Genomic DNA, 23,632 nt, shown 5'->3' with positions numbered 1-23,632 from the left:
GAGGTCGCCATGATACGGTCGCTACTTGCCGCGCTCGCGCTGTTCGGCGCCATGCTGGCATCCCCCGCCGCCCAGGCGGCAGATGCCGCGCAGCCCCCAGCCGGCACCTCGATGGGTGCCATCCAGAGTGCCAACATCTTCGAGGTCAAGCCCGACGCCAGCCAGGATCCGGGCTATGCCGACCAGACCAACGCCGAGCGCGCCAAGGTCCAGCCGGGCAACAACGCGCCGAACTGGCGCCTGGTCAATTCCGGCCAGCCCGGCTATAGCAGCCTGCCGCGCAGCGAAGCCCCGGAAGCCGGCGTGCTGATCCAGCGCTTCGTGCAGTATCCGGGCTCGAAGTACACCTCGGCCGGCGAAGCCTGGCGGCAGGTGCGCAACAACTGGCTGATCCCCTACGGCGGCTCGCTGCTGCTGATCGTGCTGGTGGCCATCGCGCTGTTCTACTTCACCAAGGGCCCGCTTACCGTCCACGGCGCCGAGACCGGCCGCAAGATCGAGCGCTTCACGTACTTCGAACGGGCGGCCCATTGGGTCAATGCCGCCGCATTCGTGGTCCTGGCGATCTCGGGCCTGATCATGGCCTTCGGCAAGTTCTTCCTGCTGCCCATCATGGGTAGCGCCCTGTTCGGCTGGATGACCTGGCTGCTCAAGACTGCCCACAATTTCGTGGGCCCGCTGTTCGCGGTTTCGCTGGTGGTGGTCTTCTTCACCTTCATCCGCGACAACCTGCCCACACGCGACGACATGGTCTGGCTGCGCAAGGGCGGCGGGCTGTTCAACGGCCAGCACGTACCCACCGGCCGTTTCAACGCCGGGGAAAAGCTCGTATTCTGGGGCGGCGTGCTGTTCCTGGGCTTCATCGTCATCGGGTCCGGGCTGGTGCTGGACCGGGTCATCCCCGGCCTGGTCTACACCCGCGGCACCATGCAGATCGCCCACATGGTCCACGCCGTGGCGACCATCCTGATGATGTGCATGTTCCTGGGCCACATCTACCTGGGCACCCTGGGCATGAAGGGCGCCTACAAGGCCATGAAGACCGGCTACGTGGACGAGGCCTGGGCCCGCGAGCACCACGAACTCTGGTACAACGACATCAAGGCGGGCAAGATCCCCGCCCAGCGCACCCAGCCTGCGCAGAAGAAGCCGGACACCCGGCCGGCGAACGCCTGAACCCGTCGGCCTCGACCAGGAGATCCCGCATGAAAACCGCTCTCGCGCTGCTGCTGGCCGTCTTCTCCTCCGCGGCCCTTGCCAAGCTGCCCCCGCCCAGCCCCGAGGCCCAGGCCAAGGCGGCCGAGGCCGCCGCCCGCGCCGCCTGGGCGGGCAAGGTCGACGGCTACAAGCTCTGCCAGGCGCAGAACAAGACCGCGGCCGCCTACTTCGCCAGCGCGCGCGCCGCCGGCAAGACCGTACACGAGCCTGCCTCCATGCCGCCTTGCGCCGACCCCGGCCCCTTCGTCTATGCGCCGCCCGAGGCCAAGCCGCTGGAAGCCGCCGGCGCGCACTCGCCCACGGAAACCGCCAAGGCACCACCCAATACCGCGGCGCCCGACGCCGCCGCGCCCAAGCAGTGAACGCACCGCCTCGCCACCGCCCTTTCCTGACCGACGCCCGCGCGCCGTTGACGCGCGAGATCACCGTGGTCAACGAACATGGCGTGCGCGATACCGTTTCCATTCCGGCCGAGCGTTCGCTGACCGTCTACGTCGACAAACGCGAACTGGTCACGCTGATGACCCTGGGCGCCATGCCCGAGCTGCTGGTGCTGGGCTACCTGCGCAACCAGCGCCTGGTGCGGTCCCTGGACGAAGTCGAGGCGGTCACCGTCGACTGGGAAGTCCAGGCCGCGGCCGTCCAGACGCGCGGCGGCATCCAGGACCTCGAGGCCCGCACGTCCCAGCGCGTGGTCACCACCGGCTGCGGCCAAGGCAGCGTCTTCGGCGGCTTGATGGACGAGATCGACGACATCCGCCTGCCCGAGGATGCCCGGCTCACCCAGGGCCAGCTCTACGGCCTGCTGGATGCCATCCGCCTGCAGGAAACCACCTACAAGTCCGCCGGCTCCGTGCACGGCTGCGCGCTGTTCCAGGGCGAGCGCATGCTGATGTTCGTCGAAGATGTCGGACGCCACAACGCCATCGATACCATCGCGGGCTGGATGTGGCTGCAGGACCAGGCCCGGATGGCCGGCCATGACAAAGTCTTCTACACCACGGGCCGGCTCACCAGCGAAATGATCATCAAGGCGGCGCAGATGGGCATTCCCATCGTCGTCTCGCGCAGCGGCATCACGCAAATGGGCTTCGAACTGGCCGAACGCCTGGGCCTGTGCGCGATCGGCCGCGCCACCAACAAGCACTTCCTCTGCTATACCGCACCCTGGCGCCTGGCCATGCAGCCCGGGCTGGCCGGAGCGCCCCGCCCCGCGCGGCCCATGCCGCAAGAAGCCTGACCGATCGCCTCAGTCCCGCTTGCCGGACTTGGGCATGCGGAAATTCCACCAGGGCAGCACCCGCCGCATCGACAGCACCTCGCCGCTTTGCTGCGGCGCGTATCCCGGCGTCGCCGCCAGCTTGCGCTGCCAGGCCTCGCTACGCAGGATGCCCAGCAATGCCTGGGTGGATGGCAGTTCCAGCGTGGATTTCAGGCAGACCAGGAAGTAGTTTTCGGACACCAGGGGGATGAAATCGAGCCTGCTGGTCCGGGCGGCGACCTCGATGCCCAGGCCGGCATCCGCGGCACCCGACGCCACCGCGTGCGCCACCGCCGCGTGCGACGGCTCGGTGTGGCCATAGCCCTCGATGTCCGCGGGCGACAGCGCGTGCCGGGCCAGCAACTCGTCCAGCAGCACCCGCGTGCCCGTCCCCAGCGGGCGGTTCACGAAGCGCACGCCGGGCCGGACGAGATCGTCCAACGAAGCAAGGGCGAGCGGATTGCCCCGCGCCACCATCAATCCCTGGCTGCGGCGGGCGAAACCGATGATCTTGTGCTGGCCGGGCTGCAGCAGCGGCTTGTAGGTACGCTCCGCCAGCGACCCCGGCGGGGAATCGGCGGGAGCGTGGAACCCCGCCATGACGCATCGGCCTTCGTTCAATGCCTTGATCGCATCGACGCTGCCGGTGAAGCGTATGTCCAGATGCAGCTTGTCGCTGGCCACGGAATGCTCGCGCAGCGACGCCAGCGCGTCGTCATGGCTGGCATGCAGGGCGACCACATGGGCCGCGTCATCGAACGCGACCGCGAAGGCCCGTTCCAGGTCGGCATATAAAGCCCCGATCTGCGGCGCCAGCCGCGCCTGGGCCTGCCGCTCGGCCCACAGCAGCTTGTTGCCGAACTCCGTCAGACGCGCCGGCTGGCCCTTGTCCCAGATCACCAGCGCGTGCCCGAGGTTCTTCTCCCAGCGCTTGAGTTCGCCCCAGACGTGGCGATAGGACAGATCCAGGGCCTTGGCGGCGGCCGAGATCGAACCATGTTCGCGGATGGCATGCAGCAGATCCATCAGCGGATTGCGGATGGTGGCGGCATTGGCGCGCGGGACACCGAAAGTGTAGGAGAGTTCGACTTGATGCACTGCTGGAGTATAGCCCTGGGGAAGCGCGCCCCCCCTAGGGGATGCCTATGCACACTACTTCATATCGCCTCGTCGGGCGCACTCCGCTACGCTGGGGCGGCACATCTGAAGACGGCATGAACACTCTTGCGGAAAGCGCGGTCACAGCGCTGCGCCTCATCACTTCTCTCGATCCTGTCTTGCTCGACATCGTCAGGCTGTCGCTGGCGGTCAGCGCCTGTGCCTGCCTGCTCGCCTGCGGCGGCGGGCTGGTGCTGGGGGCGTGGCTGGGGGTCGCGCGGTTTCCCGGCCGGGGAGTCGTGCTGACCTTGCTCAACACCATGCTGGCCCTGCCCTCCGTCGTGGTAGGGCTGCTGGTCTATCTGTTGCTGTCGCGCTCGGGTCCGCTGGGCTTCCTCGGCTGGCTGTTCTCGTTCCAGGCCATGGTGGTGGCGCAGGCCATCCTGGTGCTGCCCGTGGTCACGGCGCTGACGCGGCAGGTGGTCGAAGATGCCGACCGCAGCCATGGCGAACAACTGCGCTCGCTGGGCGCGGGCACCTTCATGCGCGGGCTGCTGCTGATCTGGGATGAACGTTTCGCGCTGCTGACCATCCTGATCGCGGCATTCGGCCGCGCGGTCTCGGAAGTGGGCGCCGTGATGGTGGTCGGCGGCAACATCGAAGGCTATACGCGCGTCATGACCACCGCCATCGCGCTCGAGACCAGCAAGGGCGACCTGCCCCTGGCCGTGGCGCTGGGCATCGTGCTGCTGGCCGTGGTCCTGCTGCTCAACACATTGATCGCGCTGGTGCGCCGCTGGCGCGAAAGGCGCGACGCGGGCCTGTCCGCCTGGCTGCGCATGCCGGATCCCGCCGCATGAAGCGCGCGGCCTCGATCCTGCCCCTGGACGCGGACATGGCGGCCTTGATCCCGGTGCCGCCAGGCGTACCGGACCCCGCCGCCCACCCAGTCCTGTTCGCCCTGCGCGACGTCGACCTGTGCTACGGCCCGGTGCGCGCGCTGCACGGCGTCGATCTGTCCGTCCACGCCGGCGAACGCGTTGCCCTGGTCGGCACGAACGGCAGCGGCAAGAGTACGCTGCTGCGGGTGTTGCACGGCCTGCTCGCGCCCACCGCGGGCACCGTCTCCTGCCTGCCGCGCAACCGGCAGGCGCTGGTGTTCCAGCGGCCGCACATGCTGCGAACCTCGGCCCAGAACAACGTCGCGCTGGGACTGTGGCTGCGGGGCCTGGGCTGGCGCCAGGCGCGGCAGTCGGCTGTGGAAGCGCTGGCGCGCGTCGACATGGCCGAACTGGGCGGCCGCAATGCCAAGGCGCTGTCCGGCGGGCAGCAACAGCGCGTGGCGCTGGCCCAGGCCTGGGCCCTGGACGCCGACGCCCTGCTGCTGGACGAGCCCACCGCCAATCTCGATCCGCACGCCAAGCGCGAAGTCGAAGCCTTGATGCAGGCATTCGCGCAGCCGCGCTCGGGCCGCACCATGACCATGGTGTTCAGCAGCCACAACCTGGGCCAGGTCAAACGCCTGGCGAGCCGGGTGATCTACCTGGAACGGGGCCGCATCCTGGCGGACCTTCCCGTCCATGCCTTCTTCAACGGGCCGCTGCCCGAGGAAGCCGGCCTTTTCGTCAAAGGAGAAAAAATATGAAGCTCTTCCACCGCCTGCGCCCGCTCGTCCTGGGCTGTCTGCTGCCCGCCGCCGCCGCCCTGGCCAGCCTGCCCGCGGCCGCCGAAACCATCGTCATGGCGTCGACCACCTCCACTGAACAATCCGGCCTGTTCGCCCACCTGCTGCCCGCTTTCAAGAAGGCCAGCGGCATCGACATCAAAGTCGTGGCGCAAGGCACGGGCCAGGCGCTGGACACCGGCCGGCGCGGCGACGCCGACGTGCTGTTCGTGCACGACCAGGCCGCCGAGGAGAAATTCATCGCCGATGGCTACGGCGTGAAGCGCTACCCGGTCATGTACAACGACTTCGTGCTGATCGGCCCCGCCGCCGACCCCGCCGGCGTGAAGGGCAAGGACATCGTCCAGGCGCTGAAGAAATTGTCGGCGGCAAACGCCGAGTTCATTTCCCGCGGCGACAAGAGCGGCACGCACTCGGCCGAACTGCGCTACTGGAAGGAAGCCGGCCTGGACGACAAGAAGGGAAGCGGCTACAAGGCCTGCGGCTGCGGCATGGGGCCCGCGCTGAACATGGCGTCGTCCACCGGCGCCTACGTGCTGTCGGACCGCGGCACCTGGCTCAGCTTCAAGAACCGGGGCAGCCTCACCGTGCTCGTGGAAGGGGACGAGCGCCTGTTCAACCAGTATGGCGTGATGGTGGTCAATCCCGCCAAGCATCCGCACGTCAAGACCGCGGCCGCCCAGAAATTCGTCGACTGGGTCATTTCCCCCGCCGGCCAGCAGACGATCGCCAGCTACAAGATCGACGGCCAGCAATTGTTCTTCCCCAACGCCAAACCGTGACGACCGGCCCGGCCTCGCCGCCGGGCTCTTGCACGCGCGTCCCCCGGGCGGCCTTTCCAGGCCGCTTTTTTTTCGCCTTCGCCAAACAGCCTCGGCCAATCCGGTTCTTGCCAATCTTTTCATTGAAATAATGTTGATAATGATTATCATTACAAGATTTATTAACAAAACTTGGATATCGCCCCCATGCCACCCTTATCCATCCCCCTTCGCCATGCGGGCCTGGCCGCCGCGCTGGCCACGCTTCCCGCCGCGCTTTGCGCGCAGACCACCGAGCCGGCCACCTTGCGGGAAATCCGCGTCGAAGCCAGCCCCGAGCGCGAAACCGCCACCGGCCCCGTCTACGGCTACACCGCCAGGCGCTCGGCCACTGCCACCAAGACGGACACACCGTTGCTCGAGACTCCGCAGTCGGTCACGGTCATCACACGCGATCAGCTCACGGATCAGGGCGCCACCAACCTCCAGGATGCACTCGGCTATGCGGCCGGCGTGCGCTCCGACGCCTACGGCATCGACTCACGCGCCGATTCGGTCCGCATACGCGGCACCGAACCCACGCTGTACCTGGACGGCCTGCGCCAGCACTACGACTACTACACCAGCACCACCCGCATCGAACCCTATACGCTGGAGCGCCTGGAAGTGCTGCGCGGGCCGGCGGCCATGCTGTACGGCCAGGGCAGCACAGGCGGCCTCATCAACATGGTCAGCAAGCGCCCGCAGGCCGAATTCCAGGGCGAAGCGGGCATACAGCTGGGCAACCGCGGCCGCAAGCAGGCCCAGGTGGACCTGACCGGCCCGCTGACGGCCGACGGACAGTGGCTGTATCGCCTCGTCGCGCTCAAGCGCGATGCCGACACCCAGGTCGACCATGTGAAGGACAACCGCAGCCTGGTCATGCCTTCGCTCACCTGGCGTCCCAGCGCCTCGACCTCGCTCACGCTGCAAGGACTGTGGCAGAAGGATGAGAGCGGGTCGACCGCGCAGTTCATGCCATGGTCGGGCATGCGCACCGGCAACCCCAACGGCACGATCCCCACCAGCCGCTTCATCGGCGAACCCGGCCACGACCGCTACGATTCGCGCCGCACTTCCCTCGGCTGGTTGTTCGAGCACCGCTTCAACGACCAGTGGTCCTTCAGCCAGGGCTTTCGCCATGCCAACAACAAGGTGGACTACCTCACCCACTATGCGGACTCGTTCACCGATCCCGGCGGCTGGGCCGCGGACCCGGTCAACCAGCGCCGCATCGGCCGCTATGCGGACGACGCCCTCACCAAGGTGCGCATCGACACGCTGGACCAGCACCTGACCGGCAGGCTGCAGACCGGCATCGTGCGGCATCAGGTCCTGCTGGGCTTCGACTGGACGCGCTACCGCCGCGACCGCCGCAGCGGCGTCGCCGACGGCGGCACCATCGACGCCTACGATCCTGTCTACGGCAACTACACGCCGCCGGCATTGACCGACGAGCCACGCTACACGCTGCGCCAGGCGGGCCTGTACCTGCAGGATCAGATGAAGATAGGCAAGCACTGGATCGTCTCCGCCGGCATACGCCACGATCGCACCACGGCCGGGCTGGCCGGCAGCGCCGACGAGAAGGACAATGCCACGACCAAGCGTCTGGGCGTGATGTACGTGGCCGACAACGGCCTGGCCCCGTACATCAACTACAGCGAATCGTTCACGCCGGTTCCCGGCACCGACAAGGGTGGCGCGCGCTTCAAGCCCTTGCGCGGCGAACAGTGGGAAGTGGGCGTCAAGCACCAGTCGGCCGATGGCCGGCGGATGGCCACCGCCTCGCTCTACCAGCTCAAGGAAAAGAACCAGTTGGCGGGCGACCCGACCAACCCGCTTTATTCCGTCCAGGTGGGCGCGACCAGGACCAAGGGCCTGGAACTGGAGTACCGCGGCGCGATCACTCGCAGCTTCGACCTGATCGCGCACTACAACTACATCGCTCTCGACAAGTCGCTCGAAGGCATGCCGCGCCACCAGGCGGCGGCATGGGGCAAGTGGCGATTCGCCGTGGGCGACGTCAGCGGTTTCGCGCTGGGCGCCGGGGTCCGCTGGATGAGCTCGTTCCGCGACGGTGTCGCCCCCACTACCCCGTCGGTCACGCTGTTCGACGCCATGGTCTCGTACGAAACCGATCACTGGCGCTACGCCCTCAATCTGAACAACCTGACCGACAAGACCTACGTGGCGACGTGCCTGTCACGCGGGGATTGCTGGTACGGCGCCCGCCGCAGCGTCATCGCCAGCGCGACGTACAAGTTCTAGCAGCGGGGCGGCGCGGCTCGCCGCGCCAGCCATACCCCCGCCGTATGGCTTCCAGCCGAAACCCGTCTTGGACAGCGCCGCCCCCCGCGCGGTCCAATTCTCCTCCAGAGCCACCGAGTGGCCATTCACATTCCATGGAGGAGAAATGGACCAGGACTTGCAGATCGACGACCCGCTGTTCAAGGAAAAAGGCTTCGGCCAGCGCATCGGTTTCGGCCGCCACTGCGCGCTGATCATCGTCGACATGATCCGCGGCTTCACGGACCCGGCGCAGCCGCTCGGCGCCGACCTGGAGCAGGCGGTGCTCGCCACCAACCGTCTCATCGCCTCCTGCCGCCGTATCGGCGCGCCCATCCATTTCTTCACCGTGGGCTACCGGGCCGACCTGTCGGACGCCGGTGTCTGGCAACGGAAGATGGGCGGCATGGCCAGCCTGCTTGAAGGCAGTGACAACGTCCGGCTCGATCCGCGCCTGGACACGGTGGACGGCGACTCCATCATGTCCAAGAAATACGCGAGCTGCTTCGCCAGCACGGACCTGGCCGCGCGCCTGGTCTCGCGGGGCGTGGACACCGTCATCGTGACCGGCTGCACCACCAGCGGCTGCGTGCGGGCGACGGTCGTGGACGCGGTGCAAAGCGGCTTCCGCCCGATCGTGGCACCCGAGGCCGTGGGCGACCGGTCCGGCGCGGCCCATCGCCAGAGCCTGCTCGACATGGATGCGAAGTATGGCGACGTCGTCCCGCTGGACGAGGTCATCGCCCATCTTTCCCTCATCGCGCAACCGGTGGAGGCCTGACATGAAAAAGCCAGGTCTCTTCGCCGCCCTGCTGCTGGCGATGGCTCCCGCCGCTGGCCATGCCGACGGCGGGTTTCCCAACCGTCCGATCAAGATGGTGGTGGCCGCGCCCACCGGCGGCGTGCCCGACGTCATCGCGCGTCTGGTGGGCCAGCACATGTCCGCCTCGCTGGGGCAGCCCATCGCCGTCGAGAACAAGACCGGCGCGGGCAGCATCATCGCCCTGGAATCGGTGGCCAAGGCCAACCCCGACGGCTACACCCTGCTGGTGGCCGACTCCAGCCCGCTCACCATCAACCCCACGCTGTACAAGAAGCTGCCCTACCAGGGCATGGACAGTTTCGAGCCCATCGCCCTCCTGGGCGCGGCCCAGCTCTTCCTGACGGCCGGCCCCTCGCTGAAGGCCAACTCTTTCCAGGAAATGGTGGCGCAAGCCAAGGCCGCCCCGGGCAAGCTCACCTACGGCACCATAGGCATCGGTTCGCTGCACCACGTCATGTTCGAGGAAATCCGGCGCTCGGCCGGCATCGACATCATGCACGTCCCGTTCCGTGAACAGCCTTCCGCCCCGGTCGCGGCGGGAACCGCCGACATGCTGCTGGCCGGCCTGCCGTCGATAGAAGGGCTGGTGCGGGCAGGCCGCCTGCGGTTGCTGGGCGTGACCAGCAAGGCGCGCGTCGCGCAACTGCCCGACGTGCCGACGCTGGAGGAAAGCGGCCTGCCCGGCTATGTCTTCACCGCCGACATCGGCCTGCTCGCGCCGCGCGGGACGCCGCCCGAGCACTTGCGCAAGCTGGCCGATGCCGCCCGCCAGGCCGTGGCCCAGCCCGACGTGCGGCGCAAGCTGGCCGACCTGGGCATCGTTCCCGACGGCCGTGTCCTGGCCGAATACGGGGACTACATGCGGCGCGAAATCGATCGATTCGGCGGGATGGTCCAGCGTGCGGGGCTGGCCGGGACCCAGTAGCCCCGGCGTTTTCCGCCGTGGTGCCGGCCGCGGCGGAATCGGCCTACTATAGGCCGGAGCCCCCTCATGTCTGCCGCCTATGATCACGCTGAAGCGACTCGAATACTTCGCCAAGGTCGTGGAGACAAGAAACATCACCCGCGCCGCCGAACAGCTCCACATCGCCCAGCCGGCCCTGGGCACCCACATGCGCGAGCTCGAAGCGACGTTCGGCGTCCCCCTGCTGTCGCGGCATTCTCGCGGCGTGGATCCCACGCCGGCCGGCAGCCTGCTGCTCGAACGGTCGCGCCAGATCTTCGAACTGGTCGCCCGGACGCAGGATGACGTGCGGCGCGCCGACCAGGCCGCGCCGGTCCGTTTCAACCTGGGACTGACCTCCAGCATCATGCTGCTGATCGGTTCGGACCTGCTCCTGACGCTCAAGCGCCGGTATCCCCACATCGACCTGCAACTCTACGAAAACCCCAGCTTCCTGCTGGTCGACGCGCTCGAGCGCAAGGACATCGATGCCGCATTGGCCTACTCGGTGGCGCCACGCCCCGGCCTGTCCACGACCCCGGTGCTCAAGGAACGACTGCTGCTGACGGTCCGGGCCGATCTGGCGACTTCCACCGGGCCCGCCACGATGGACGAGGTGCTGGGGCATGAGCTGGTGCTGGGCAACGAGCGCGACGTCGCGCGCCGGCTGGTCGAGGCCAGCGCCTTCGGGAAAGGCGCGCAGCCCCGCATCCAGTGCGAGACTCATTCCATCACCAGCCAGCGCGACCTGGTGCTGCGCGGCGCGGCGGCGGCCGTCATGCCGCTGGGCGCCATCGTCCGCGAGCTGGAACGCGGCGAGGTCGTGGCTCGCCCCATTACCGACCCGGACATGCACATCACGCTGTTCATCGTTCGCCGGCGGGCGCCGGACGAGGCCAGCCGCCGGTACGTCGACGAGACCGGCCCCATCGTCCAGGCGTGCGTGGACATGATCGCGGCGCGGCTGGGGGAGCTGGGCAGTCCGGTGTAGCCAGGTCGTTCCTTCCTCAGAACACGCCGCGATACGAACCGCCGTCCAGTTGCAGGTTCTGCCCTGACAGATACCCGGCCTGCGCGCTGCAGAGAAAAGCGCAGGCATCGCCGAACTCGCTCGGCTGCCCCAGCCGGCCGGCCGCGATGGTATCGACGATGCGCTGCCGGGCTTCGTCGTAGCTCAGCCCCTGCTCGCGGACCATGCGCTCGGCCATGAAACGCTGGCGGTCGGTGTCGAAGCGCTCGGGCAGCAGATTGTTGATGGTCACGTTGTCGACGACCACCTCGCGCGAGATGGCCTTGCACAATGCGGTCAGGCCCGTGCGCGCGGACGTCGACAAGCCCATGGCCGGGCTGGGCGACTTCACCATGGCGGAAGTGATGTTGACGATGCGGCCGAACCCCCTGGCCCGCATGCCGGGCAATAGCGCGCGGATCAGCATGGCGGGCGCCAGCATGTTGGCTTCGATCGCCTGCAGGTAATGCTCTCTTTCCCAATCCATGAAGCGGCCGGGCGCCGGCCCCTCGTTGTTCGTCACCAGGATGTCGGCGTCCGGACACGCCGCCACCAGCGCCGCGCGCCCCGCATCGGTATTGATGTCCGCCGCGGCCGCGCGCACGACACCGCCGGTCTCGGCGGCCAGTTCCTGCGCGGCGGCGGCGGCCGAGTCCGGCGACCGCCCGTTGATCACGACATGCACCCCCTCGCGCGCCAGCGAAGCGGCGCAAGCCCGCCCCAGCCCGCGAGTAGAAGCGCATACGATGGCCTTGCGGCCGCGAATCTGCAGATCCATGAGTCTTCCCGCCTATGCCTGTTGGTGGAGCGCTGCCGGCCTGCCGATGGCCTGCATGAGGTGCCGGGCAAGCTCGGTGCGCGTGCCGATCCAGATGTCATCCGCCGCCGTGGCGATCTCCAGCAACCGCTGGAACGCCGCCATCCCCGCCGGACGCCCGCATACGTGGGCATGCACCGTGGGATCGATTTTCTGCGGCGCGCGCTCCCACTTGCGGACGTAGTCGAGCCAGTCCTCGAAGATGTCCACCATCGCACTGGGCGGCTGGCCATGGCGCATCACCAGCGGCAGGTCGTTCACTTCCATGGTGCCGGGCACGGCCACGATCCCGTGGTCGCCGAAGTCGACCAGATAGGGCATGTCATCGTTCAGCGTGTCGCCATGCCAGAGATAGCCGGCCTGTGCCAGCAGGCGAGCCGTGCGGTGGCTGGGCGTACCGCGCGGGCTGATCCACCCGGGCGGCGTCTGGCCCGTCGCCGCCGCGATCAGGTCGGTCGTGCGCCGGATGTTGTCGCGCTCCTGCGCCTCGTCCAGATAGGCGGGGATCACGTCCATCGCATATGAATGCGCGACCAGGTCATGGCCGGCCTCGGCGATGCCCTTGACCTCTTCCGGATAGCGCTCGGCCATGATCCCGCTCACCAGGATCGAGGCTTTGACACCATTGCGGGCCAGCGCTTCGAGCACGCGATGCACGCCGCGCCGGTGGCCGTACTCGGCCCAGCCGACCGCGTTCAGGTCGGGGATGCCGCCCTTGAGCGGATTGCCCATGGGGCCGATGCCGGGCCACGCCTCGTCCGACCACCACTCGTAGGCCATGCGGAAAACCACGCCGATACGCTTGCCACCGGGCAGCAGGAAACCGGCGGGCGGGTGGATCTCGGTCGCGCCGGCGTGCAGGTTCAGTACATCCATGTTGGCTCCTCGTTCGATCATGGTCATCGGGTCATTGGGCTTCTATGCCGGCGCGCTTGACGGCTTCCGCATAGCGGACGGAATCTGCGCGCACCAGCTCCGCGAACGACTGCCCGGCGCGCGGGTCGGGTTCATAGCCCCCATCTCGCAGCATCTTGGCGAAAGCCGGCTGGGCGACGATGTCGCGAACCGTGGCGGCAATCCTGTCGATCGCCGCCTGCGGCGTTCCCGCCGGCGCGAACAAGCCTTGCCACGCCGCCGGAAGCACGAAATCGGCGATGCCCGCCTGCGCCATGGTCGGCGCATCGGGATACTCGGGCGTACGCTGCTCGCCGGTAAAACCCAACGTGCGTACCTTGCCCGACTGGACATAGGGCAGCGCGATGGTCGGCGGAATGAACATGATGTCGACGTCGCCCGCCGCCACCGCGTTCAGCGCTTGCGACGCGCTCTTGTACGGCACGTGCAGCATGGCCATGCCGGCGCGCGCGGCGAACAGTTCGCCGGCCAGGTGCAGGGTGTTGCCGATGCCCGGCGACGAGTACGTGATCGGCTTGGCGGCCTTGCGGCCATAGTCGACCAGTTCCGCCACCGTGCGCACCGGCAGCGCGGGATTGACCATGAGCAGATATCCGGTGCCCGTCGCCACGTTCACCACCGGCACGAAATCCTTGCCGATGTCGTAGGGCAGCTTCTTGTAGACATAGGGGTTGATCACGAACGACGTCGTCACGTGCAGCAAGGTGTAGCCATCGGGCGCGGCCTTGGCCACATCGGCCGCGCCGATGACGCCGTTGGCGCCGGGCTTGTTGTCCACGACCACCCGTACCTTGAGCCGCTTGTCCATTTCCGCCGCCAGTTGGCGGGCCACCGTATCGGGGGTGCCACCCGCGCCGAACGGCACGACCAGCCGGATGGGGTGGGCCGGATAGGTCTGCGCCTGCGCCGTCGGCCCAGCTGCCAGAACGGCCGCCAGGATCATCCACCGGAATGACCTCATTCTTCTCTCCTCGCAAAATTATCGATAAAAATTTTTCTTTTTTAATTTTTATCGATCAAGAAAGAAAAGGAAAACCAGGGAGAAACCCGAGGTCCGCGCCATCGCCCAGGGGCGGCAGCCTGTGTATGATTTATCGATAAAATCGTGTACTCGACCATGCTGGAATTCGACGACCCCCTTGCGACCGGACGCGCCATACCCGCGACACTGGCCTCCCAGACCTACGAACGCCTGCGACAGGACATCGTCGGGGCCCACTTTGCTCCCGGGCAGAAACTGGGCACTCGACAGCTCAGCGAGCGCTACGAGGTCGGCCTCGCGCCGTTGCGCGAAGCCCTCACCCGCCTGTCGCGCGAGGGCCTGGTCGTGCAGCACGATCGCCGCGGCTTCGCGGTCCCCAATTTTGGCGGCGCCCACCTGGAAGAACTGTCGCGCACGCGCTGCTGGCTCAACGACATCGCCCTGCGAGCATCCATCGAGTACGCCGACCAGACCTGGGTGCAAGGCCTGGTGCAGGCCTACCACCGCCTGACCCGGCTCGAACGTTATCTCGACGGAAAACCGGGCAGGCGCGAAAACCCCGACTGGGAAACGGCCCACCGCGACTTCCACACGGCCCTCATCGCCGGTTGCCGCTCGCGCTGGATGATCGACTACTGCACGCAGATGTTCGAAGCCTCGATCTACTATCGCCGCTATTCGCGCGTCAACGCCGAGGTCCGCAAGGGACGCGAGAACGAGCACGAAAAACTGTTCCAGGCGGCCGTATCGCTCCAGACGGAAGAAGCCGCGCGGCTCATGCGCAAGCATGTGATGGAGACGTCGCAGCGTGTGCAGGAACGCATGCTGGCGGAACTGGGTACGCCGGGCATGCGGAACTGACCCGGCCCGAGAGACTGGTCACGACTCCGGGTTTGCAACTATATTTGTCAAGAACATACGCCCGAGGTCATGCCCCGTCCCCGCAAGGACGGCCCTTATCGCCCGATGCCCCCAAGCTCTTCAGACCAGACCGCGCTCCAGTTGCTGGACGGCCTGTACGCCGGCGTCGCCTCGCCGGAAAAATGGCAGGCCGCCCTGCAGCAAGTCAACACGGCCCTGGGCGGCGCGAGCGCCGCGCTCGTCTCGCTGCACCGCCCCACCAATCAGTTGACGATCGACTATGCCGGCGCGCTGATTCCCGACCTGGAAGCAGGCTTCATCGCCATGCAGGAAGTGGATCCGGCCCGCGCGGCCGTTCCGCTGCTGGCCGCGGGAAAAATCTACGTCGACCATGACTTCCATGGCGCATCCAGCCTGCAGCGCATGCCCTTCTACCGCGACTTCCTGGCTCCGCTCGGAATCGGGCACTACGCCTTGCTGCCGGTGGCGGGCGACACGGAATACCTTCCGGTCATGTCCATCCAGCGCGAGGCCGGCCGCCGGACGTTCACCCCCCGGGAACTCCAGCTCATGCAAGCGGTGCAGCCGCATTTGCGCAATGCCCTCTCCTTGCGCCAGCAATTGCGGCACCAGCGGGCCGAGTCGCTGATCCTCAAGAGCACGCTCGACTCACTGAGCTTTCCCCTGCTGGCCTGTTCGCCCCAGGGCCGGGTCGTCACCGGCAACACCGCCGGCCAGCGGTGGCTGCGCACACCGGGCTGCCCGCTCTCGGACAACGCCATCCCCGTGCCGGCCACGCTTCGCCGCCTTCTTGAGCAGGCCTGCGGACGCGACACCGCAGAACCCACGAGCGGCTCGCTCATGCTGGCCGACGACGACATCCTCGTGACCCTGCCCCTGTGCGCGCATGGCGGGGTGCACTGGCACGATGCCCTTGCCCTGGTGGCCATCCAGGGCCCGCGATGGCGCAAGCCTCCGCCTGGAACCTTGCTGCGCGCCATGTTCGGCCTGACCCCCGCCGAGATACGGCTGGTCCATCACCTGATGCGGCACGACGAACCTTTGCCGGCCGTGGCCGAACAGCTACGACTTTCGCTCAATACGGTGCGTACGCAATTGCGCGCCATCTTCCAGAAAACGCACACCCGCCGGCAGTCCGACCTCATACGGCTGGTCGGACAACTGGCGCTGTTGCGCTCCGATGCCTGCCCGTGACGAAAAAGCCGCATGACCCATGCTCCCGCGCCACGGGATGCTGCGTCGCGGCACGGCGCGCACTGGACATTGGCGGCCGCCAGCCTATACTTACGCCCGTGACGCAGGGGTACTCATCGCCGGTTCGGCGTGGGTTGAGATGACACCCTCAGCACCTGTACGGATAATGCCGATGCAGGGAGCGTTTTCCGGCGGAACCTCGCGTTCCCGGCACGCGGCCCCACGGCCCTTCTCCCTTCCCGTACACGGGCATCACCGGGAGGCCACCCGGAAAATCCCTTCCTTCGTTCGGCTCCGGAAACCTTTTCTTGGAGCTTCCATGAACGCCAATCCCAAGTTCATCGCCGCCACGGCACAAGTCGACCAGGCCGCCATCCAACCGCTGCCCCGGTCGCGCAAGGTCTACGAACAAGGCTCGCGCCCCGACATCCGCGTGCCCTTCCGCGAGATCGAGCAGGCCGATACGCCCACCATGTTCGGCGGCGAACAGAACCCGCCCATCACCGTCTACGACACCAGCGGCCCCTATACCGACCCGGACGCCAAGATCGACATCCGCTCGGGCCTGGCGCCGCTGCGCGAGACCTGGATCGCCGAACGCGGCGACACGGAACAGCTCGACGGCCCCAGCAGCGCCTACGGCCGCGAACGCCTGGCCGACCCGAAGCTGGCCGAGCTGCGCTTCAACCTGCACCGCGCCCCGCGCCGCGCCAAGGCCGGCGCCAACGTGACGCAGATGCACTACGCGCGCCGAGGCATCGTCACGCCCGAGATGGAATACGTGGCCATCCGCGAGAACCTGCGCCGCGAACAGTACATCGAGTCGCTGCGCGCCAGCGGCCCGCAGGGCCAGCGCCTGGCCGAGCTGCTGGGCCGCCAGCACCCCGGCCAGTCCTTCGGCGCTTCGATACCCGCGCGCATCACGCCCGAGTTCGTGCGCGATGAAATCGCGCGCGGCCGCGCCATCATCCCGGCCAACATCAACCACCCGGAAATCGAGCCGATGGCCATCGGCCGCAATTTCCTGGTCAAGATCAACGCCAACATCGGCAACTCGGCCGTCTCTTCCTCCATCGCCGAGGAAGTGGAAAAAATGACCTGGTCCATCCGCTGGGGCGGCGACACGGTCATGGACCTGTCCACCGGCAAGCACATCCACGAAACGCGCGAATGGATCATCCGCAACTCGCCCGTGCCCATCGGCACCGTACCCATCTACCAGGCGCTGGAGAAGGTCGACGGCAAGGCCGAGGAGCTGACCTGGGAAATCTTCCGCGACACGCTGATCGAACAGGCCGAGCAGGGCGTGGACTACTTCACCATCCATGCGGGCGTGCGCCTGCCCTTCGTGCCCATGACCGCCAAGCGCATGACGGGCATCGTTTCGCGCGGCGGCTCCATCATGGCCAAGTGGTGCCTGGCGCACCACAAGGAAAGCTTCCTGTACGAGCGCTTCGAGGAAATCTGCGACATCATGAAGGCCTACGACGTCAGCTTCTCGCTGGGCGACGGCCTGCGTCCGGGCTCGATCTACGACGCCAACGACGATGCCCAGTTGTCCGAGCTGCGCACCCTGGGCGAACTGACCCAGGTCGCCTGGAAGCACGACGTGCAGGTCATGATCGAGGGCCCGGGGCATGTGCCCATGCACATGATCAAGGAAAACATGGACCTGCAGCTCGAGCACTGCCATGAAGCGCCGTTCTATACGCTCGGCCCCCTGACCACCGACATCGCCCCCGGCTACGACCACATCACCTCGGGCATCGGCGCCGCGCAGATCGGCTGGTACGGCACGGCCATGCTCTGTTACGTCACGCCCAAGGAACACCTGGGCCTGCCCAACAAGAAGGACGTCAAGGACGGCATCATCACCTACAAGATCGCCGCCCACGCCGCCGATCTCGCCAAGGGCCACCCTGGCGCGCAGATCCGCGACAACGCGCTCTCCAAGGCCCGCTTCGAGTTCCGCTGGGACGACCAGTTCAACCTCGGCCTGGACCCCGACACCGCCAAGGAATTCCATGACGAGACCCTGCCCAAGGACTCGATGAAGGTCGCCCATTTCTGCTCGATGTGCGGCCCGCACTTCTGCAGCATGAAGATCACGCAGGACGTCCGCGAATACGCCGAGCAGCAGGGTTTGAGCGAGGCCGAGGCCCTGAACAAGGGGATGCAGGAGAAGGCGGTGGAGTTCGTGAAGAAGGGGGCGGAGATCTATCACCGGTCGTAAGCCACCTTGGTTACACTGCTTTGAGAGCGTTTCTTGCTGACGCAACGGGCTCGACCCGGCCGGCGGCGCCGCGGCAGAGGTCCGGGTCCCGGCTCCGCCGGGACTTCCCGTGATTCGGGCGGGATTCGGGGCGGGCGAAAAACTCGCGCGGGGACAGTCCCCCGGACTGTCCCTAATGCCGCGCTCAAACAGTTTCGCCCTTGCTTCCCCGAATCCCGCCCGAATCACGGCCGGCCCAATGCCGCGGCGCCGCCGGCCGGGCCGAGCCCGTTGAATTGGCGTAATGCCACGGCTGAGGGCCGGGGCATGATCGATAGAGATTTTAGGATCCAACCATGACAGACACATTCACCCTTGCCGGCAAGACCTATTCCTCGCGCCTGTTGGTGGGCACCGGCAAGTACAAGGACTTCGACGAAACCAAGGCGGCCATCGACGCCAGCGGCGCAAACATCATCACCGTAGCCATCCGCCGCACCAACATCGGCCAGAACGCCGGCGAACCCAGCCTGCTCGACTACCTTCCGCCCAGCCAATACACCCTCCTGCCCAACACCGCCGGCTGCTATACCGCCGACGATGCCGTGCGCACGCTGCGCCTGGCGCGCGAGCTGCTGGATGGGCATGACCTGGTGAAGCTGGAAGTGCTGGGCGACTCGCACACCCTGTTCCCGAACATGCCTGAAACCCTGAAGGCCGCGGAAACGCTGGTCAAGGACGGCTTCAAGGTCATGGTGTACTGCACCGACGATCCCATCCAGGCACGCATGCTGGAAGAGATCGGCTGCATCGCGGTCATGCCGCTGGCCTCGCTGATCGGCTCGGGCATGGGCATCCTGAATCCGTGGAACCTGCGATTGATCATCGACCAGGCCAACGTACCCATCATCGTGGACGCGGGCGTGGGCACGGCTTCCGATGCGGCGATCGCCATGGAGCTGGGCTGCGACGGCGTGCTGATGAACACCGCCATCGCCGCGGCCAAGGATCCCGTCCTGATGGCCAGCGCGATGAAGAAAGGCGTGGAAGCCGGGCGCGAGGCCTTCCTGGCGGGCCGCATGCCGAAGAAGCTGTACAGCGGATCGCCCAGCTCGCCGACGACCGGGCTTATCCAGTCATAAGACGGCGCCCGGCCCCGTCAACCTTGTCGCAGCCGGGCAATCGTCGTCCGGGGCGAGATCACGTCGGGGTCGGTCTTCAATGCCAGCAGGGCCGGCCTGCCGGCCGCCAAGGCCCGGGCGAACGCGGCCGGAAAGTCCGCGGTCGTCGGGACCTGTTCGGCGTGCAGTCCATAAGACGCCGCCAGCGCGACAAAATCCGGATTGCGCAGGTCCGTGCCATGCACCCGGCCCGGATAATGGCGTTCCTGGTGCATGCGTATGCTGCCGTACATCCCGTTGTCCACCACGATGAACACGGCATTCGCGCCATATTGGACCGCCGTTGCCATCTCCTGCGAATTCATCAGGAAACAGCCATCCCCCGCGAAGCAGACCGCGGGCCGGTCGGGATGGACGAGCTTGGCGGCGATGGCCGCCGGCACGCCGTAGCCCATGGTCCCGCTGGTGGGCGCCAGTTGCGTGCGCCAGCCCCGGTACTGGTAGAAACGCTGCACCCATAGCGTGTAGTTGCCGGCCCCGTTCGTGATGATGGACCCGGGCGGCAGCACCTCGCGCAGGTGGGCCATGACCTCGCCCAGGTCCACCGGGCCCGGCATGGGCGCATGCCGCAGGTTGTCGAGATAGTCCGCGCGGGCCTGCGCCGTCCAGCCGGCCCAGGCCGGCGGCGCGGCGGGCGCCAGTTGCGCGGCCGCCGCGGCGAAGGACGCCATGTCGGCGTTGATGGCGACGTCGGCGCTGTAGACGCGCCCCAGCTCACCCGCGTCCAGGTGGACGTGCGCCAGCTTCTGGCGCGGCCGGGGAACATCGAGCAGCGCATAGCCATTCGTGGAGGTCTCGCCCAACCGGGCACCGACCGCGACGATCAGGTCGGCCTGCCCGATGCGGCCGGCCAGGCGCGGATCCATGCCCAGTCCCGATTCGCCCGCATAGCGGTCATCGTGGTTGTCGAACAAGTCCTGCCGCCGGAAGGTGCAGGCCACGGGCAGGTCGAACGCGCGCGCGAAGCGTTCGATGTCCTCGCAGGCGGCGCGCGACCAGCCCCCGCCGCCCAGCAGCATCATGGGCCGGCGCGCCTCGGCCAGCAGGGCCGCCAGATCCGCCATGTCCCGTGCCGCGGGCGCCTGCGCGACGCGCCGGTAGCGCGGAGCGTCGTGCGCCACCGCCATCTCCGCCAGCATGTCCTCCGGCAGCGCCAGCACGACCGGGCCGGGACGGCCCGAGGTCGCCACGTGGAAGGCGCGGCTGACGTATTCGGGAATGCGGCGCGGATCGTCGATCTGGTCCACCCACTTGGCCTGGGTGCCGAACATGTGGCGAAAATCGATTTCCTGCCAGGCCTCGCGCCCCATGTCGCCACGGGCCACCTGGCCGACGAACACGATCAGCGGCGTCGAGTCCTGCCGCGCGGTATGGATGCCGATGCTGGCATTGGTCGCGCCGGGTCCGCGCGTCACGAAGCAGATCCCGGGTTCGCCGGTCAGCTTGCCATAGGCTTCCGCCATGTGCGCCGCCCCGCCCTCCTGGCGGCACACCACCAGCCGTATGGCATCGCGCGCCTCGTACAACCCGTCCAGCACGGCCAGGAAGCTCTCGCCCGGTACGCAGAAGGCGGTATCCACGCCGTGCGTCCTGAGCGCATCCACCAGGATCCGGCCGCCGCTGCGTGCCTCGGATGTTCCACTCATGTCGGTTCCTTGAAATTTCGTCCGGCGCGCCTCAGGCCACACCGGCATTGCGGTAGATGTGCTTGGTCTCCAGGAAATCGCCCAGGCCTTCGTAGCCGTGCAGCCGGCCCAGTCCGCTCTGGCGGTACCCGCCGGTCTCCGCCTCGGCGAACAGGCGATTGTGGTCGTTGATCCAGACCGTGCCGTTGCGCAGGGCGCGCGCGACGCGCAGCGCGCGGTCGCCATCGGCCGTCCAGATGCTGGCGGACAACCCGTACACCGTGTGATTGGCGCGCCCCACCGCCTCGCGCTCGTCATCGAAGGATTCGAGCACCACGAAGGGGCCGAAGATTTCCTCCTGGCAGAAGAATGCCGAACTGTCGCGATGCGCGACCAGCGTGGGCGTGAGGTAACTGCCGCCCGCCAGCGCCCCCCGCGGCCGCTCGCCGCGCAGCAGGACTTCGTCGCACTCGTCCAGCGCGCGCCGCACGGCTTCATCCACCGTGCGCACCGCCTGCCCGTCGATCAACGGCCCCATGCCCGAGGCCTCATCGGATCCCGGCCCAACCACGACGGCTGCCAGGGCCGCGGCCAGGGCCCGCTTCATCTCGTCCAGGCGCGACGCATGGACCAGCACGCGCCGCGCGGCGGTGCACTGCTGTCCGGAAATGATGGTGGCCGCCGCGGCCAGTTGGCGCGCGGTCGCCTCGATGTCCGCGTCGGGAAAGACCAGGCAACACGACTTGCCGCCCAGCTCCAGCGACAGCTTCTTCATGGTGGGCGCGGCCGCCGCCATGATGCGCTGGCCGACCAGATTGGAGCCGGTGAAGCTCAGCACGTCCACGTCGGGCGAAGCGACCAGCTCCCTGGCCGCTTCGCTGCCGGTCTCGCACACCAGGTTCACCACGCCGGGCGGCAGGCCGGGCACCTGCGCCAGTTCGTGCAGCACCGCCGCCGTGATCTGCGCGGTCTGCATCGCCGGCTTGACGATGACCGTGCATCCGGCCGCCAGCGCGGGCGCGAGCGCCCGGATCAACAGCACGGCCGGGGCGTTCCAGGGAATGATGAGCCCCGCCACGCCGGCCGGCTCGCGCAGCGTGGCCGCGTAGGCCCCCGGCTCCACTTCCATGAAATGTCCGGGCATGTGGCGCGCCAGCCCCGCGTAGTAGCGGATCTCGGAAATGGCGCCGGCCATCTCCCCGCGCGCCTCGCGCAACACCTTGCCGTTCTCGCGCGTCAGCAGCGCCGCGAGATCGGCGCGGCGTTCGAGCCGGTCGGCCCATTGCAGCAAGACGTTCTGCCGCACGCGCGGGCTTTGCGCCCAGGGTGTCGTGTCGAAGGCCCGGCGGGCGGCGGCGATGGCCGCCTGCGCCTCGGCGCGGCCGCCATCGGCCAGCGTGCCGATGGCCTCGCCGGTGGCGGGATCGGCGCTGGCGGCCGTGCGGCCGTCGGCGGAAGGCTGCCAGTGTCCATCGATCAGATGGCGGGCGTCGAGCAACTGCATGAGCAATCTCCGGAATGGGTGCGGAATTCGGGTGGCGGGCCCGGCCGGGCCAGGTATCTGCGATCCAGGTCCGCGACGTCGCCGCATCCCAGCAGGGCGAGGTCGACGTCGATCTCGCGCTTGAGCAGGGTCAATACATGGGCGACGCCCGCCTGGCCGCCCACGGCCAGGCCGTACATGGCGGGGCGGCCGATGAAGACGAAATCGGCGCCCAGCGCCAGCGCCTTCAGGATGTCGGTACCTCGCCGAAAGCCGCTGTCGACCATGATCGCCAGCCGGGACGCCTCGGCCGCGATGGCGGGCAAGGCGTCCAGCGGCGCCTGCGCGCCATCGAGCTGCCGGCCGCCGTGATTCGAAACGATGATGCCGTCGGCGCCGATGGCCTGGGCGCGCGCGGCGTCCTCCGGATGCAGCAACCCCTTGATCACTAGCCGGCCGCGCCAGCGGTCGCGCACCCAGGCCAGGTCGTCCCACGACAGCGCGGCCCGTCCCGCGCGGTGGTCGCCGGACGCCGCGGTGATGATGCGGTTGCCGCGCGCCGCGGAGAAATTCTCGAATCGCGGGATGCCCTGGCGCAGCAGCGTCCGCAGGAAGGTCTGCGTCAGCCAGCGGGGCCGGGCCAGGCCGCCGGCCACCAGCCGCGGCGTGAACCGCAACGGCAGGCTGAAGCCGTTGCGCAACTCCACCTCGCGCGTCGAGGCGATCGGCACGTCCACCGTCACCACCAGCACCGGGACTCCCGCCCGCTCGGCGCGCGCCAGCAAGGCGCCGATCAGTTCGCGATTGGACGGGACATAGGCCTGGAACCAGCTTCCCGGCGCCTGTTGCAGCACGCGCTCCATGGGCGTGGTCGACGCGCCGCTCAACACGAAGGGCACCCGGGCCGCGGCCGCCGCGCGTGCCAGCGCGAGGTCGCCGTCGAAGCCGCAGATACCGGCAACGCCCATCGGCGCGATGCCGAACGGCGCTGCATACTGCGTGCCGAACAGGCTCCTGGCCTGGGACCGGCGCGACACGTCCACCAGGAAGCGCGGCACGAACCGCCACGCGTCGAAGGCCCGGCGATTGCCCCGCAGCGCGCTTTCGGTTTCCGAACCGCCCGAGACATAGCCGTACACGCTGGGAGGCAGGCGCCGCCGCGCGGCCTGCTCCAGGTCGCCAGTGGACAGGATGGAAGCCAGGGTCATCGCCATTC

21 protein-coding genes are annotated in these 23,632 nt (G+C 67.9%); 14 read left to right on the top strand and 7 right to left on the bottom strand.

The genetic code is table 11. The features are described from left to right. Positions 1 to 9 precede the first annotated feature (9 nt). The 3 genes from AC1Q6E_RS02930 to AC1Q6E_RS02920 are packed head-to-tail and all read left to right on the top strand — an operon-like array spanning position 10 to position 2,458. Positions 10 to 1,176, top strand: a complete 1,167-nt coding sequence (locus AC1Q6E_RS02930; protein WP_152793794.1) for a formate dehydrogenase subunit gamma — start codon at positions 10 to 12, stop codon at positions 1,174 to 1,176. Positions 1,177 to 1,205: 29 nt separating this feature from the next. After that, the gene (locus AC1Q6E_RS02925) at positions 1,206 to 1,580 is read left to right on the top strand and encodes a hypothetical protein (protein ID WP_152793793.1); all 375 of its coding nucleotides are present in this window, start codon (positions 1,206 to 1,208) and stop codon (positions 1,578 to 1,580) included. Beyond that, positions 1,577 to 2,458: a formate dehydrogenase accessory sulfurtransferase FdhD gene (locus AC1Q6E_RS02920; protein ID WP_296560543.1), complete on the top strand. Its 882-nt coding sequence runs from the start codon at positions 1,577 to 1,579 to the stop codon at positions 2,456 to 2,458. The genes AC1Q6E_RS02925 and AC1Q6E_RS02920 overlap by 4 nt, the downstream gene beginning before the upstream one ends. Before the next feature lie 9 nt (positions 2,459 to 2,467). Here the strand turns inward: AC1Q6E_RS02920 and AC1Q6E_RS02915 are convergent, their stop codons facing one another. Next, entirely contained in the window at positions 2,468 to 3,577 is a 1,110-nt protein-coding gene (locus AC1Q6E_RS02915) for a substrate-binding domain-containing protein (RefSeq protein WP_492572163.1), read from the bottom strand. Between the two features lie 116 nt (positions 3,578 to 3,693). Here AC1Q6E_RS02915 and AC1Q6E_RS02910 point away from each other — a divergent pair, with 116 nt between their 5' ends. The 7 genes from AC1Q6E_RS02910 to AC1Q6E_RS02880 all read left to right on the top strand — a co-directional run bounded on the left by AC1Q6E_RS02910 (position 3,694) and on the right by AC1Q6E_RS02880 (position 11,107). After that, the gene (locus AC1Q6E_RS02910) at positions 3,694 to 4,437 is read left to right on the top strand and encodes an ABC transporter permease (RefSeq protein WP_152793792.1); all 744 of its coding nucleotides are present in this window, start codon (positions 3,694 to 3,696) and stop codon (positions 4,435 to 4,437) included. A gap of 35 nt (positions 4,438 to 4,472) precedes the next feature. Beyond that, positions 4,473 to 5,222 carry an ATP-binding cassette domain-containing protein gene (locus AC1Q6E_RS02905; protein WP_152794765.1) on the top strand — a complete coding sequence of 250 codons (750 nt, stop codon included), beginning with the start codon at positions 4,473 to 4,475 and terminating at the stop codon, positions 5,220 to 5,222. Continuing rightward, positions 5,219 to 6,043: an ABC transporter substrate-binding protein gene (locus AC1Q6E_RS02900; protein ID WP_152793791.1), complete on the top strand. Its 825-nt coding sequence runs from the start codon at positions 5,219 to 5,221 to the stop codon at positions 6,041 to 6,043. Before AC1Q6E_RS02905 ends, AC1Q6E_RS02900 begins: the two co-directional genes overlap by 4 nt. 186 nt (positions 6,044 to 6,229) lie before the next feature. Further along, positions 6,230 to 8,332, top strand: a complete 2,103-nt coding sequence (locus AC1Q6E_RS02895; protein WP_492572162.1) for a TonB-dependent siderophore receptor — start codon at positions 6,230 to 6,232, stop codon at positions 8,330 to 8,332. Positions 8,333 to 8,477: 145 nt separating this feature from the next. Beyond that, entirely contained in the window at positions 8,478 to 9,131 is a 654-nt protein-coding gene (locus tag AC1Q6E_RS02890) for an isochorismatase family protein (RefSeq protein WP_296560549.1), read from the top strand. Between the two features lies 1 nt (position 9,132). Next, a complete protein-coding gene (locus AC1Q6E_RS02885) occupies positions 9,133 to 10,098 on the top strand; it encodes a Bug family tripartite tricarboxylate transporter substrate binding protein (RefSeq protein ID WP_492572161.1) in 966 nt (321 codons plus the stop codon). Between the two features lie 79 nt (positions 10,099 to 10,177). Then, positions 10,178 to 11,107: a LysR family transcriptional regulator gene (locus AC1Q6E_RS02880; protein WP_152793787.1), complete on the top strand. Its 930-nt coding sequence runs from the start codon at positions 10,178 to 10,180 to the stop codon at positions 11,105 to 11,107. Positions 11,108 to 11,123: 16 nt separating this feature from the next. Here AC1Q6E_RS02880 and AC1Q6E_RS02875 read toward each other — a convergent pair whose 3' ends face one another. Genes AC1Q6E_RS02875 through AC1Q6E_RS02865 form a run of 3 tightly spaced genes read right to left on the bottom strand, consistent with a single transcriptional unit; the run spans position 11,124 to position 13,818 of the window. Further along, positions 11,124 to 11,903 carry an SDR family oxidoreductase gene (locus AC1Q6E_RS02875; protein ID WP_152793786.1) on the bottom strand — a complete coding sequence of 260 codons (780 nt, stop codon included), beginning with the start codon at positions 11,901 to 11,903 and terminating at the stop codon, positions 11,124 to 11,126. Positions 11,904 to 11,915: 12 nt separating this feature from the next. Next, positions 11,916 to 12,818 (bottom strand): polysaccharide deacetylase family protein, encoded by a 903-nt coding sequence (locus AC1Q6E_RS02870; protein ID WP_492572160.1) that lies wholly within the window; start codon positions 12,816 to 12,818, stop codon positions 11,916 to 11,918. 31 nt (positions 12,819 to 12,849) lie between these two features. Continuing rightward, positions 12,850 to 13,818 (bottom strand): tripartite tricarboxylate transporter substrate binding protein, encoded by a 969-nt coding sequence (locus AC1Q6E_RS02865; protein WP_152793784.1) that lies wholly within the window; start codon positions 13,816 to 13,818, stop codon positions 12,850 to 12,852. 144 nt (positions 13,819 to 13,962) lie between these two features. Here AC1Q6E_RS02865 and AC1Q6E_RS02860 point away from each other — a divergent pair, with 144 nt between their 5' ends. From AC1Q6E_RS02860 to AC1Q6E_RS02845, 4 genes are all read left to right on the top strand, one after another. Further along, on the top strand, positions 13,963 to 14,700 hold the full coding sequence (locus tag AC1Q6E_RS02860) for a GntR family transcriptional regulator (protein ID WP_152793783.1): 738 nt from the start codon (positions 13,963 to 13,965) through the stop codon (positions 14,698 to 14,700). Between the two features lie 105 nt (positions 14,701 to 14,805). Continuing rightward, the gene (locus AC1Q6E_RS02855) at positions 14,806 to 15,915 is read left to right on the top strand and encodes a helix-turn-helix transcriptional regulator (protein ID WP_492572159.1); all 1,110 of its coding nucleotides are present in this window, start codon (positions 14,806 to 14,808) and stop codon (positions 15,913 to 15,915) included. A gap of 319 nt (positions 15,916 to 16,234) precedes the next feature. After that, positions 16,235 to 18,148, top strand: coding sequence for a phosphomethylpyrimidine synthase ThiC (thiC, locus tag AC1Q6E_RS02850; protein ID WP_296560562.1), 1,914 nt, complete (start codon positions 16,235 to 16,237; stop codon positions 18,146 to 18,148). A gap of 335 nt (positions 18,149 to 18,483) precedes the next feature. Next, positions 18,484 to 19,269: a thiazole synthase gene (locus AC1Q6E_RS02845; protein WP_152793207.1), complete on the top strand. Its 786-nt coding sequence runs from the start codon at positions 18,484 to 18,486 to the stop codon at positions 19,267 to 19,269. 17 nt (positions 19,270 to 19,286) lie between these two features. Here the strand turns inward: AC1Q6E_RS02845 and AC1Q6E_RS02840 are convergent, their stop codons facing one another. Genes AC1Q6E_RS02840 through AC1Q6E_RS02830 form a run of 3 tightly spaced genes read right to left on the bottom strand, consistent with a single transcriptional unit; the run spans position 19,287 to position 23,624 of the window. Continuing rightward, positions 19,287 to 20,954, bottom strand: a complete 1,668-nt coding sequence (locus tag AC1Q6E_RS02840; protein ID WP_296557422.1) for a thiamine pyrophosphate-binding protein — start codon at positions 20,952 to 20,954, stop codon at positions 19,287 to 19,289. Between the two features lie 31 nt (positions 20,955 to 20,985). Continuing rightward, positions 20,986 to 22,437, bottom strand: coding sequence for an aldehyde dehydrogenase family protein (locus AC1Q6E_RS02835; RefSeq protein WP_152793205.1), 1,452 nt, complete (start codon positions 22,435 to 22,437; stop codon positions 20,986 to 20,988). Beyond that, the gene (locus AC1Q6E_RS02830) at positions 22,410 to 23,624 is read right to left on the bottom strand and encodes an alpha-hydroxy acid oxidase (RefSeq protein WP_152793204.1); all 1,215 of its coding nucleotides are present in this window, start codon (positions 23,622 to 23,624) and stop codon (positions 22,410 to 22,412) included. The genes AC1Q6E_RS02835 and AC1Q6E_RS02830 overlap by 28 nt, the downstream gene beginning before the upstream one ends. Positions 23,625 to 23,632 lie beyond the last annotated feature (8 nt).

The sequence above is a fragment of the Pigmentiphaga sp. MLSB6-MA01 genome, from assembly GCF_058793475.1.
This window is presented reverse-complemented; position numbering and strand designations above follow the sequence as displayed.

Excerpts from the sequence above, each read along its gene's own strand:
- AC1Q6E_RS02900 (WP_152793791.1), top strand. The coding sequence starts at position 5,219 with ATGAAGCTCTTCCACCGCCTGCGCCCGCTCGTCCTGGGCTGTCTGCTG.
- AC1Q6E_RS02870 (WP_492572160.1), bottom strand. The coding sequence starts at position 12,818 with ATGGATGTACTGAACCTGCACGCCGGCGCGACCGAGATCCACCCGCCC.
- AC1Q6E_RS02880 (WP_152793787.1), top strand. The coding sequence starts at position 10,178 with ATGATCACGCTGAAGCGACTCGAATACTTCGCCAAGGTCGTGGAGACA.
- thiC (WP_296560562.1), top strand. The coding sequence starts at position 16,235 with ATGAACGCCAATCCCAAGTTCATCGCCGCCACGGCACAAGTCGACCAG.
- AC1Q6E_RS02830 (WP_152793204.1), bottom strand. The coding sequence starts at position 23,624 with ATGACCCTGGCTTCCATCCTGTCCACTGGCGACCTGGAGCAGGCCGCG.
- AC1Q6E_RS02835 (WP_152793205.1), bottom strand. The coding sequence starts at position 22,437 with ATGCAGTTGCTCGACGCCCGCCATCTGATCGATGGACACTGGCAGCCT.
- AC1Q6E_RS02885 (WP_492572161.1), top strand. The coding sequence starts at position 9,133 with ATGAAAAAGCCAGGTCTCTTCGCCGCCCTGCTGCTGGCGATGGCTCCC.
- AC1Q6E_RS02855 (WP_492572159.1), top strand. The coding sequence starts at position 14,806 with ATGCCCCCAAGCTCTTCAGACCAGACCGCGCTCCAGTTGCTGGACGGC.
- AC1Q6E_RS02840 (WP_296557422.1), bottom strand. The coding sequence starts at position 20,954 with ATGAGTGGAACATCCGAGGCACGCAGCGGCGGCCGGATCCTGGTGGAT.
- AC1Q6E_RS02895 (WP_492572162.1), top strand. The coding sequence starts at position 6,230 with ATGCCACCCTTATCCATCCCCCTTCGCCATGCGGGCCTGGCCGCCGCG.
- AC1Q6E_RS02905 (WP_152794765.1), top strand. The coding sequence starts at position 4,473 with ATGGCGGCCTTGATCCCGGTGCCGCCAGGCGTACCGGACCCCGCCGCC.
- AC1Q6E_RS02865 (WP_152793784.1), bottom strand. The coding sequence starts at position 13,818 with ATGAGGTCATTCCGGTGGATGATCCTGGCGGCCGTTCTGGCAGCTGGG.
- AC1Q6E_RS02875 (WP_152793786.1), bottom strand. The coding sequence starts at position 11,903 with ATGGATCTGCAGATTCGCGGCCGCAAGGCCATCGTATGCGCTTCTACT.
- AC1Q6E_RS02925 (WP_152793793.1), top strand. The coding sequence starts at position 1,206 with ATGAAAACCGCTCTCGCGCTGCTGCTGGCCGTCTTCTCCTCCGCGGCC.
- AC1Q6E_RS02930 (WP_152793794.1), top strand. The coding sequence starts at position 10 with ATGATACGGTCGCTACTTGCCGCGCTCGCGCTGTTCGGCGCCATGCTG.
- AC1Q6E_RS02890 (WP_296560549.1), top strand. The coding sequence starts at position 8,478 with ATGGACCAGGACTTGCAGATCGACGACCCGCTGTTCAAGGAAAAAGGC.
- AC1Q6E_RS02910 (WP_152793792.1), top strand. The coding sequence starts at position 3,694 with ATGAACACTCTTGCGGAAAGCGCGGTCACAGCGCTGCGCCTCATCACT.
- AC1Q6E_RS02845 (WP_152793207.1), top strand. The coding sequence starts at position 18,484 with ATGACAGACACATTCACCCTTGCCGGCAAGACCTATTCCTCGCGCCTG.